This window comes from Alloalcanivorax balearicus MACL04 (genome assembly GCF_025532145.1).
In the GTDB taxonomy this organism is placed as follows: domain Bacteria; phylum Pseudomonadota; class Gammaproteobacteria; order Pseudomonadales; family Alcanivoracaceae; genus Alloalcanivorax; species Alloalcanivorax balearicus.
Genome location: NZ_ARXS01000018.1, coordinates 94,610 through 104,798 on the forward strand (window position 1 = coordinate 94,610; position 10,189 = coordinate 104,798).

The 10,189-nt window shown below is 64.7% G+C and carries 9 protein-coding genes; 7 read left to right on the top strand and 2 right to left on the bottom strand.

The window, feature by feature from the left end; translation table 11 throughout:
• Positions 1 to 179 precede the first annotated feature (179 nt).
• Positions 180 to 1,277: a GNAT family N-acetyltransferase/peptidase C39 family protein gene (locus MA04_RS15130; protein WP_262461324.1), complete on the bottom strand. Its 1,098-nt coding sequence runs from the start codon at positions 1,275 to 1,277 to the stop codon at positions 180 to 182.
• A gap of 131 nt (positions 1,278 to 1,408) precedes the next feature.
• Here MA04_RS15130 and MA04_RS15135 point away from each other — a divergent pair, with 131 nt between their 5' ends.
• Complete coding sequence (locus MA04_RS15135) at positions 1,409 to 2,551, top strand: patatin-like phospholipase family protein (RefSeq protein WP_163121083.1); 1,143 nt, start codon at positions 1,409 to 1,411, stop codon at positions 2,549 to 2,551.
• On the opposite strand, the gene MA04_RS15140 is transcribed toward MA04_RS15135, so the two are convergent.
• On the bottom strand, positions 2,538 to 3,338 hold the full coding sequence (locus tag MA04_RS15140; protein ID WP_163121081.1) for a glycerophosphodiester phosphodiesterase: 801 nt from the start codon (positions 3,336 to 3,338) through the stop codon (positions 2,538 to 2,540). The genes MA04_RS15135 and MA04_RS15140 overlap by 14 nt on opposite strands.
• Here MA04_RS15140 and MA04_RS15145 point away from each other — a divergent pair.
• From MA04_RS15145 to MA04_RS15170, 6 genes are all read left to right on the top strand, one after another.
• Complete coding sequence (locus tag MA04_RS15145) at positions 3,337 to 3,480, top strand: hypothetical protein (RefSeq protein ID WP_262461326.1); 144 nt, start codon at positions 3,337 to 3,339, stop codon at positions 3,478 to 3,480. The genes MA04_RS15140 and MA04_RS15145 overlap by 2 nt on opposite strands.
• A 36-nt stretch (positions 3,481 to 3,516) precedes the next feature.
• A complete protein-coding gene (locus MA04_RS15150) occupies positions 3,517 to 4,683 on the top strand; it encodes a sulfotransferase family protein (protein ID WP_262461328.1) in 1,167 nt (388 codons plus the stop codon).
• A 118-nt stretch (positions 4,684 to 4,801) separates the two neighbouring features.
• On the top strand, positions 4,802 to 5,977 hold the full coding sequence (locus MA04_RS15155; RefSeq protein ID WP_262461329.1) for a glycosyltransferase: 1,176 nt from the start codon (positions 4,802 to 4,804) through the stop codon (positions 5,975 to 5,977).
• Positions 5,977 to 6,681 carry a polysaccharide deacetylase family protein gene (locus MA04_RS15160; RefSeq protein ID WP_163121077.1) on the top strand — a complete coding sequence of 235 codons (705 nt, stop codon included), beginning with the start codon at positions 5,977 to 5,979 and terminating at the stop codon, positions 6,679 to 6,681. Before MA04_RS15155 ends, MA04_RS15160 begins: the two co-directional genes overlap by 1 nt.
• A 571-nt stretch (positions 6,682 to 7,252) precedes the next feature.
• Complete coding sequence (locus MA04_RS15165) at positions 7,253 to 8,383, top strand: CehA/McbA family metallohydrolase (protein WP_262461331.1); 1,131 nt, start codon at positions 7,253 to 7,255, stop codon at positions 8,381 to 8,383.
• A 7-nt stretch (positions 8,384 to 8,390) separates the two neighbouring features.
• A complete protein-coding gene (locus MA04_RS15170; RefSeq protein WP_262461333.1) occupies positions 8,391 to 9,932 on the top strand; it encodes a sialidase family protein in 1,542 nt (513 codons plus the stop codon).
• Positions 9,933 to 10,189 lie beyond the last annotated feature (257 nt).

The window sequence follows — 10,189 nt, forward strand, 5'->3', positions numbered from 1 at the left end:
TAAGAGTTAATAGTGAATAGTTAACAGCGAAAGAAAAATCTCACCAATACGATTTCTGTGGGAGCTTGCCTGCAAGCGAATAGTGCTAAACGCCCGAGCGAATCCCATTCGCTTGCAGGCAAGCTCCCACAGCGGCTAAAGCTCCTCTGTTTGTATTTTTCGCTGTTAACTATTCACTATTAACTGTTACCTGCCTTAACAATTACTGCCGTACGCAGCCGTGACTGCCCATAGCGGGCCATCTTGTCGAAGCCGTCGCGGGCGATGGGGATGTATTGGCAGTCCAGGGGGATCTGATCCTCCGCCGGGTCCGGGTCGTGGATGTAGAAGCATTCCCGGTCGCCGCCGGCCACCACCACCCAGTGGGGCGCTTTGCGTCCGTCCAGCCGCCAGGTGCTGATCAGCACCATGGCCACTTCACCGTTTTCCAGCGCCTGATCCAGCCGTTCGCTGCTCAATTCCGCATAGTGCAGCGGAATGGCTTGCGCCTGTGCCTGTTCGACGAAGTGATGGTGGACCGTTTCCATCACCCTTTTCTTGTGCGCATCACGCACCGAATCAAGAAACAGAGGGCCACGCTGATTGCACCAGACCTCGGCGGCGAGTCCGCGTCGGCGGGCGGCCAGGGCCAGGCCGAGCGGGTGGCAGCCGCCGTGGCCGGCGGTCATGAAGATGGTGGTGGCTTCGCGCCAGAGCAGCAGTTCCTCGCTGTCGCTGGGCGGTTCGCCCTGTAGCGCGGCACGGGCCATCATCAGGCAGGCGGGGCCGCAGGAAAAGTCGGTGCTCTGCCGGATCCATGGCACCGCCAGCCGCTCGCCGCCGTCGGGCCGGTAATGCAGCCGTTTCTGGAAACGCAGGGCGTCCTGATGGTCCTCGTAGTAGTCAGCGGTCTGGCCGAACAGCCGGTAACCGCGCCGTTCATACAAGCGGATGGCGGCGGCGTTGTCCTTGCGGACTTCCAGGCGCAGGTAAAGCCGGCGATGACGGTGCGCGTAGTGCTCGGCGGCGTCGAGCAACTGCTCGCCGAGCCCTTGGCCGCGCTGGCCGGCGTCCACCGCGATGGAGTAGAGGCGCGCCAGGCGGGTGCCGTTGTACAGCATTACCAGTGCGTAACCGACCAGACCGTGCTCTTCTTGCTCCGCCACGATCAGACCGCAAGGGCTCTGCCGCAGCCAATGGCGGAAGCTGCGGCGGGATAACCGGTCGCTGCTGAAGCAGCGTTGCTCCAGGGCGCACAGGGCGTCCAGATCGTCGGCGCGGGCGGTGCGTAATGCCATTTTAGCGGGTGCTCGTCAGCGGCCGCGGAAGACGGCCACGACGGCAGCATAAGACAGCCGAAACAGTGACGCCAGCGGATGACGCTGAGGCGCGCCAAAGGCATACTGAGGCGCTTCGAGGAGAACCATTCATGGCATCACCAACGCCCCCGGTGCGGGGGTTGATATTGTCCGGTGGCGGCGCTCGCGCCGCCTATCAGGTCGGGGTATTGCGCGCGGTGGCGGAAATGCTGCCGGCGCAGTCGCCCAATCCGTTTCCGATCATTTGCGGCACCTCCGCCGGCGCCATCAACGCCGCCGGTCTGGCCGCCGGGGCTCACAACTACGCCACCGCGGTGCACAGCCTGGACCGGGTGTGGTCCAACATGACCGCCGAGCAGGTTTACCGCACCGATATTTTCGCGTTCACCAGCAGTCTGTTGCGCTGGATGTTTTCCGCCGCCACCGGTGGCCAGGCCAAGACCCGCAGCGCCTTGCTTGACAATACGCCGCTGAAACGGCTGCTGCGCTTGCTGATCAATTTCCAGCGTATTGGCGACAGCGTGGACAAGGGCCATTTGCGGGCGTTGTCGATCACCGCGTCCAGTTACGCCACCGGCGAATCGGTATCGTTTTTCCAGGGCGCCGATGATCTGCAGGAATGGACCCGGGCCCGCCGCCTCGGGCGCCGCTCCGTGATCGGTGTGCAGCACATGCTGGCCTCGGCGGCGATTCCGCTACTGTTTCCGGCGGAGCAGGTGGACGGCAGTTTTTACGGCGACGGCGCGGTACGCCAACTGGCCCCGGTGAGCCCGGCATTGCATCTGGGCGCCAACCGCCTGTTGGTGATCGGCGTGTCCGGCGGCAACAGTCCGGGACAGCAACAGGCGCTCAGCGGCTATCCCTCCCTGGCCCAGGTGCTCGGGCATGTGTTGAACAGCGTGTTCGTCGATACCCTGGAGGGGGACGTGGAACGGCTCGAACGCATCAATAACACCCTGGCCGTCACCGACGCTGGCCAGAGGCGTCAGCGCGGCATCCAACTGCGGCCCGTGGACGTTCTGAAGATCTATCCCTCCGAGCCCATCGACGAGATCGCGGGCCGGCATTCGCGCGAGTTGCCGCGCACTTTGCGGTTCTTCTTGCGCGGTTCCGGTGCAACCCGTTCGCCGGGTGCCGGCGCGCTTAGCTATTTGCTGTTCGAGCCCGGCTTTACCCGCGAACTGATCGAGCTGGGTTATCGGGACGCGATGGCCAGGGAGCAGGAAATCCGCGACTTCTTCAAGGATCCCTGAGACTCGGGTCCAGCTCGGCCTGGGCGGCGGGGGCCGCCGCGTGGTGTTGACCCTTGCCGCGAAAGTGGGCCAGGAAGCTGGTGGGAAAGTCGGTGATGATGCCGTCCACGCCCAGCCGCGCCAGCCGTTCCGCCTCATTGAGATCGTTGACGGTCCAGGTGGAGACCTTGAGTCCACGCCGGCGGGCGCTGCGCATCAGCCGCGGCGAGACCAGACTGTGGTGGGGCATCAGCCAGCGGCAGCCGAGCGCGGCGGCGCGCCGGGTGGGCTGTTGATAGCGGTATTCGCTGACATAGCCGCGATCAAGATGCGGGGCCATGGTGGCGACCATGCGCAGGAAGCCGGTATGGCTGGAGGTGATCACCACCCGCTCACGCAGACCGTCCTGGTCGATCATATGCGTCAACTGATGGGCCAATTGGTGCAGGATGGCACGGTCGGCACCCTTCACCTCGAACTGAAAGCGCATGGCCGGCCCACACAGAGCCACCACTTCGCGCAGCGAGGGCACACCCACGGTGCTGTGCCAACCGGGTGTGTTGACACGGGCGTCCATCAGATTGAGCTGGGCCAGGGTGAAATGCCGGGCGTGGCCTTTCTGGCCGGTGGTGCGCTTCAGGTCACTGTCGTGCAGAACGATCAGATGGCCATCGGCGGAAAGGCGCACATCCAGCTCGATCTCTCCGGCGCCCGCCGCCACCGCCACCTGAAAGCCCGCCAGGGTGTTCTCCGGCGCTTCGCCACGGGCGCCGCGATGGCCGACGATGGTGGGGAAGGGCTGGGACATGGCGGGTATCCTGTACGGCCTGATGAAAAAATTGCCCGGAGCAATAAAAAAGCTGGCGGCATTGTGCAGCGCGCTGGGGAACGCCGCAAGCGTCGGCGCGGGGGTTGCAAAACGTCATAAAACGGTCATTCTTGAACCCTAGGATCACCGCGAATGGCGTGAATCGGGAAACCTCCATATGTGGCATGTGGCCAAACTGTACGGGCGGTTGTTCCTGAAATCCTGGAACCCGGATTATCAGGGCAGGGTGAGTGGTTGGTCGCCGCGACGGCTACTGGCCATGGCGCTGTTCTGGCCCGCTTTCTTGCTGCTGCAGACAATCAACGGCCTGGCTTTGCTGCTGGATCGGGTGCTGTTTCCCCGTTATCGCCAGATCGCCGTGCGCGAGCCGCTGTTCGTGGTGGGTATTCCGCGCAGTGGCACCACTTTTTTGCATCGCCTGCTGGCCGGCGATGACCAGCGTTTCACCACCACCTCCCTGTGGGAACTGATTTTCGCGCCCTCCATCAGCCAGCGTTACCTGTTTCACGGCATCGGCCTCCTGGACCGCCGGCTCGGTCAGCCGCTGGGCCGGCTGCTGGCCTGGCTGGAGCGGCGGCTGCTCGGTGGTCTGGATGATATTCACAAGACCGGGCTGCGTGATCCGGAGGAGGATTACCTGGCGCTGCTACCGGTGCTGGGCTGTTTCCTGCTGGTGCTGGTGGTGCCGGACGAGCGCCTCTGGCGCCTGACGTTCGCCGACCGTGATCTGCCAGTGCGGGAAAAACGCCGGATCATGGCGGCCTACCGCCGGTTCGTGCAGCGGCACCTGTATTTCCATGGCGAGGACCGGGTGTTCCTGTCCAAGAACCCCTCGTTCACGCCCTGGATCCAGGCCTTGGCGGAGACCTTTCCGGATGCCCGTTTCATCGGCTGTCTGCGTAACCCCACTCAATCGGTACCCTCACAGATCAACTCCATCGTCGTCGGCGCCCGCCTTTTCGACGGCCGTGACACCGCCGCCTACTGGCGTGAGGGTTTCATGGCGATGCTCGATTACTACTACCGTCACCTGCTCGACAGCCTCGACGCGCTGCCGCAATCCCGTCAGGCGCTGTCGGTAATGGAGTCACTCGCCGCTGATCCGCGGGACACGGTGGAAGCGTTCTACCGGCGCTTCGGTTGGACGCCTTCGCAGGAGTACCAGAGCTATCTCACCGCCGAGTCGGAACGTGCCCGGCGTTATCGCAGCGGTCATCATTACGATGCCCGCGAACTGGGGCTGGAGGTGGAGCCGTTGCGGCGCACCTTTGGCTGGGTTTATCAGCGCTTTTCATTCCCGTTGCCGGAAGGAGAGAGTGGATGAAAGTGGATTGTCACAAAATCGACATCGGCTCTCACCATACTGTGCCCGCGAACACGCATCGCCCTGGTATCGTCACGATGATGTGCCAGCGCGATGCGTATTCACGAGGCAAAGTCCTATGGTGAAACAAAGCGATTTACGCGTGCTGTTCGTCGTCGACGCCATGAAGGGACGCAATGGGGTCGGTGCCTACTTCCAGGATCTGGTGGCGCATTTGCAGGATCGGGTGGCGCGGGTGGAACTGGTCTCGCCCAGCCTCGAGGATCCGCACCCCTGTCAGGGGGCGTCCATTCCCATTCCCGGCGATGCCACCCAGCGGCTTTTCTTTCCCAAAATGCGTGAGTTGACCGCGCTGATGTGGGAAATGAAGCCCCATGTGGTGGTGATCCCCGGTCCCGGGATCTTTTCCTTGGGGGCCTATTGGGCCGCCGGCAAGTTGGGGATTCCCGTCTGTGTCACCTTCCAGACCGATTACGACAAGCTGGTGCGGCTCTATTGGGGGCCGCGCCTGGCGCGTCTGGCCGGCGGTTTTCTGAACTGGCTGAATCGGACGTTGTTCCGTGGCAGCAGCGCGGTGGTGACTATCAGCGAGGACATGCTGGCCAAGGCGCGACAGGCAGGCGCCCGCCATCCGCAACTGGTGGGCACGCCGCTGGCGCCGGAATTCGTGCACACGCCGGTGACGCCGCTGGCCGACACGGTGTCCTCGGTGCTGTATGTAGGCCGGCTGGCGGCGGAGAAGAACATTGACCGCTTCCTGGAACTGGCGGCGGCCCGCCCGGAGATGACCTTCACCGTGGCCGGGGACGGCCCCCAGCGGGACAAAGTGGAGGCCGCCGCCGAACGCTATCCGAACCTGCGGTATCTGGGCTGGTGCGATCGCGCCACCGTGGTGCGGGCATTGGATGACGCCCAGGTGCTGATCCTGCCTTCCACGGTGGAAGCGTTCGGCACCGTGGCGCTGGAAGCGCTGGCCCGGGAGCGTCTGGTGATCACGGCGCCGGCCTGCGGTATCAATCAATGGCCGGCGCTGGGGGCCGCGCTGGTGGTGCAGGGCCGCGATCAGAGTCTGGCGCAGGCGTTGGCGGAGCTGGAGGCGAAAAGCGTCGGCAGCCGGACGCTGCGTGCCCGTAGCGGCCGTTCCGCCGCCGTGCTGATGAACGAACAGGCGGTGGGGCACTGGCTGCGGGTGCTGGAACAGTGCGCCGGCCAGGCCCAATCGTTGCCGAAGCCGTGGCCGTCGCCGACCCTGGCGCTGTTGCGGCGGCTTTCCACTCAGGCACGGGTGAGTTGATGGCTCCGGTTCTGGTTTCGGTGCATGACGTGATGCCAGAGACCCGCGCCGCGGTGTCGTCGCTGCTGGCCGTGCTGGACGGGCTGCCGGCGCAAGCGGTGACCCTGCTGGTGGTGCCGGGTCGGGACTGGAGCGATGACGACCTTTCCTGGCTGCGTGGTCTGGCGGCGCGCGGGTACCCGCTGGCCGGCCATGGCTGGCGCCATCGCTGCGATCCTCCCCGAAGTCTCTATCATCGTGCGCACAGCGCGCTGCTGTCGCGCGATGTGGCCGAGCATCTGTCCCTGGATGGCGAGGGCGTGGCCGCTCTGATCGGGGAGTGCCATGACTGGTTTGGGCGACACCGGGTTCCGGTCAGTGATCTGTACGTGCCGCCGGCCTGGGCGCTGGGTGCGCTGTCGCGGCGGCGGCGTGCACAGCTGCCATTCCGTTACCTTGAGACCCTGACCGGTATCCACGATCTGCGCGAGGATCGCTTCCGGCTGTTGCCGTTGCTGGGGTACGAAGCGGACACCCCTGGCCGTGCCCGTGTGTTGCGCCTGTGCAACGCGATTAATCGCGGTCTCGCCGCCGTTACCGGCACGCCGCTGCGTCTGTCTATTCACCCTTTTGATCTGGATTACCACCTGCGCAGCGATCTGCTTTCCGACATCGCCCGGGTCGAACGGCCGTTGGCCTATGACGCCTCGGTCTGGTCACGCTGAGGCCTCAGACGCCTTCTATTTGCTGTTGGTTCGTTTCCCTCCATCGGGGACAGCGGAGGCGCGTTACGCTTTCGCGGGAACGCCGTGAATACGTCCCTGTAGGCTCCCGGTCGAACGTCCCTGTTCGACAGGGTCCCGCAAAAGCGTAACGCGCCTCCGCTTCGAGGTAACCAGCGGGCCTGCGTGTCCTTCCAGCCGCTCCCGAAAACCACGATGCGCTGATAACGCGTTCTCTCCTTTCCCAAAAGGTTCATCGTTGTTCGGGCCCGGAACGTTGCAGTTCACTCGAAGCGGCTCTGTACGGAGGCCTTCCGGGACCCTGTTTGACAGGGACGTCAAACCGGGAGCCTACAGGGACGTATTCACGGCGATCCCGGAAGGCCTCCGTACAGAGCCGCGCCTCGATGGAGGTAATTATCTCCGTTATTTGGCGATGAACCTTACATTTTCACAACACAGTTGCCGGTTTCGATAACCCTGCTGTCATCGGGACAACATGGGGCGCACTTAAAGTGCCGCTGGTTTTAAACCTGGAACCATGGTGCCTGGGCAGGGCAAGGAGTAATCGGCGGTGGAACAAGGTAGCGGGATCAATCGATGGCTTGGCCTGGGGCTGTTGCTGCTGGCGCTTGCCGGTTGCGGAGGTGGAGGTGGTTCGGGGGGCGCCGGCCAGCCGGATGACGGTGGTGGTGACCCGGGCACGCCGCCGGGGCAGGGGAACCCGGACCCTGAGCCGGAACCTGAACCTGAACCAGAGCCTGAGCCGGTCTATTTTGACCCGGAGTGGCGTAACGAGCCGCTGCCCGCGGCGCCGCTGGAGGCGCCGCGGGGTCAGTGGCTGGCCACCGACACCCATGTCCATACCGATCATTCCTCGGACGGTTCCATGTGGCGTCAGGCCAGCGATGATGCCTTGCCCGGCAATGTGGCGGCGGCCGATCAGATCGGCCAGGCGGTACGACAGGACCTGGATTTCCTGGCTTTGACCGACCATCGCACCTATGACCAGCACTGGGACCCGCTGTGGACCTCCGGCGATTTGCTGTTAATCCCCGGAGAGGAGGCCAATGGCCGGCCCCACGCCAATGTTTTCGGCGCCGTGGATACCATCCTGGATGGCATGGATGGCGCTGAAGGCGCGGAGCACCGGCCTACCCAGCAGAGCCTTTGGGATGCTCACGGCCAGGGCGCGGTGTGGCAATCGAACCATCCGGATCGGGACTGGAGCGATGACGACGGCACGCCCAATGACCATGCCAGCCTGATCGGCGGTGACCTGATCGAGGTCTGGAACATCGCCCAGGACAAGGATGCCCAGCTGGCCTACGCCGAGAGCCGCTGGAATCTGGGTCTGGAAACCGGCGTCACCGCCAGTTCCGACAACCATTTTCGCGAGCTGTGGCTGGGATTCGGCCCGGGTACGGTGAAAACCCATGTGTTCGCTCCGGTGGTTACCGAGCGGGCGATTCTCGGGGCACTCCGGCGCGGCCATACCGTATTGAGCCAGGGCGGCGCTCTGGCCCCGTTTTTGACGCTCGAAGCGGACGCCCAGGGCGACGGCGTCTTCGAGGCGTTACCGGGCGATGCGGTGATGGCGCCGGCGGGCCAGCCGGCGGGGGCTGGCGCACCGTCTGCGGCTGTACGCGGCGCCGGGCAGGGACGCTGGGCCTTTGGCCACCTTCCGGCCTTCCTCCTCCGATGACACCTTCGTGACCACGGTGAGCCGGCCCGAGGGGGACACGCCTTATTGGGTTTATGCCGAGGTCACCGACTTGCTGGGTGTGCGCAAAGCGCTGACCTCGCCGGTATTCCTGCGTGCCTCCGACGCGGGCGGTGCACCTCAAGGGGAACGGGCGGTGCCGGCGTCCCTGGAATGGCAAGACGGCGCCGCGTTGGCGTTGGGGGAACGCGGCGTCTTCACCGGCTTTGCCGATGTAGCCGAAACGGCGGAGGGCGTGCCTCTGGTGGTGGCCGAACGCCACGACGCCGAGGGAACCGACATCCTGTTCCGGCGCGGTGATCAGGCCGAGCCGGTGGTGCTCAATGCGCTGGCGGGCGCCGCGCGCTTCCCCCGCATCGCCACCGGCGGCGGCCGGGTGTGGGTGATCTGGCAGGATGAGCGTCGTGGGCAGCAACCCCGTCGGCCGCAGATCATTCTGCGCGGTTCCGCCGACGGTGGTTTGACCTGGGAGCCGGAAGTGCATCTGCCCGCCGCTGAGGGCCGGGCGATCCGGCCGGCATTGGCGGTGCTTGCCGACGGGACGCCGGTGATGGCGTGGAGCGACAACGCCCGGCGTTGCTTTGACCTGATGGTGCGGATCGGTATTGACGGTGCCGTGGAGTCTCTCAGCGACGACAAAAGCTGTGACGGTGGCCATGCGCTGGACACCCGCAGTACCCGTGATCCCGCGTCTCTGCATCCGGCGCTGGCGGTGCTGGCGGACGATACCGTGGTGGTGGTGTTCCAGGACAATCGCTTCGACGTCAATCCGGGCTGGACCGGACAAACCGGTTTTTACGATGGACTGGAAGGGCTTGATCGTACCGATCCGGACAATTGGGAGATCGTCGCTCGCCGGCGCGACCCGGACAGTGGTGTCTGGTCGCCGCTGGTTCGGGTCTCCAACAACGGCAGCCCGGATGACGCCTTCATCGAAACCGCGCTGGCGGATCGCCACCCGAGTCTGGTCGCGGACGGCAATGGCCGCCTGATCGCCGCCTGGGACGCCAAGGTGCTGCGCAGCGCCGGGGTCAACAGCGCGATTCTGGCCAGTGTGTCCGAGGATCAGGGCTTGAGTTGGTCGGAACCGGTGCCGGTGGGCAGCAATGATCAAGCCATGAGCCAGAGGCCGACGCTGGCGGTTCGCGGCGACGGCGCGGTTCAGGCCATTTGGATGGACACTCGGGACAGTGACTGGCGCCATCGCTTATGGGGGAGTGCCTGGCATGCGGAGACCGGTTGGAGTAGCGCGCGGCGGCTGTCCGGTACGGGCAACGCGGTTTGGCCCCGGGCGGCCGGTGACCAGGTGGTGTTTGCGTCGGACCGGGGTGCCCTGGCGCAGCGGGATCCCACTTGGAGGGTGTTTTATCGCGTCGCCGACAGCGCGGTGGGCGAAACGCCCTCGCTGCTGACCGGAACCCGGAGCGCCGCCAGCGATACCCTGGCCGGCTGGCGTCAGCGCTGGCTGGATCGGGCCCGGGCGATGCCTTCGCCGGAGACGCTGGATCATGATCATCCTCATCCGCACTGAGAGGGAAGATAAGTCGTCGGGAGCCATTGGTGTTTGCTGGTACGCAACACGCTTACACGCAACACGCTGGCACGCTAAGCCATTCGCGGCTAAAGCCGCTCCCACAGACGGGACTTCGAGGCCACCTCTGAAGTCATGTCACCAAAACCCGCAAGCAGGCTCCGACTTTAGCGTGTTAGCGTGTTAGCGTGTCAGCGTGTTGCGTGTATGCGTGCCAGCAACGGCCCGGTCATAAAAAAGGTTCATCGCGGAATGAC

Coding starts and splice junctions, on each gene's coding strand:
- MA04_RS15155 (WP_262461329.1), top strand. CDS start 4,802: ATGGTGAAACAAAGCGATTTACGCGTGCTGTTCGTCGTCGACGCCATG.
- MA04_RS15140 (WP_163121081.1), bottom strand. CDS start 3,338: ATGTCCCAGCCCTTCCCCACCATCGTCGGCCATCGCGGCGCCCGTGGC.
- MA04_RS15135 (WP_163121083.1), top strand. CDS start 1,409: ATGGCATCACCAACGCCCCCGGTGCGGGGGTTGATATTGTCCGGTGGC.
- MA04_RS15130 (WP_262461324.1), bottom strand. CDS start 1,277: ATGGCATTACGCACCGCCCGCGCCGACGATCTGGACGCCCTGTGCGCC.
- MA04_RS15160 (WP_163121077.1), top strand. CDS start 5,977: ATGGCTCCGGTTCTGGTTTCGGTGCATGACGTGATGCCAGAGACCCGC.
- MA04_RS15145 (WP_262461326.1), top strand. CDS start 3,337: ATGGCGGGTATCCTGTACGGCCTGATGAAAAAATTGCCCGGAGCAATA.
- MA04_RS15150 (WP_262461328.1), top strand. CDS start 3,517: ATGTGGCATGTGGCCAAACTGTACGGGCGGTTGTTCCTGAAATCCTGG.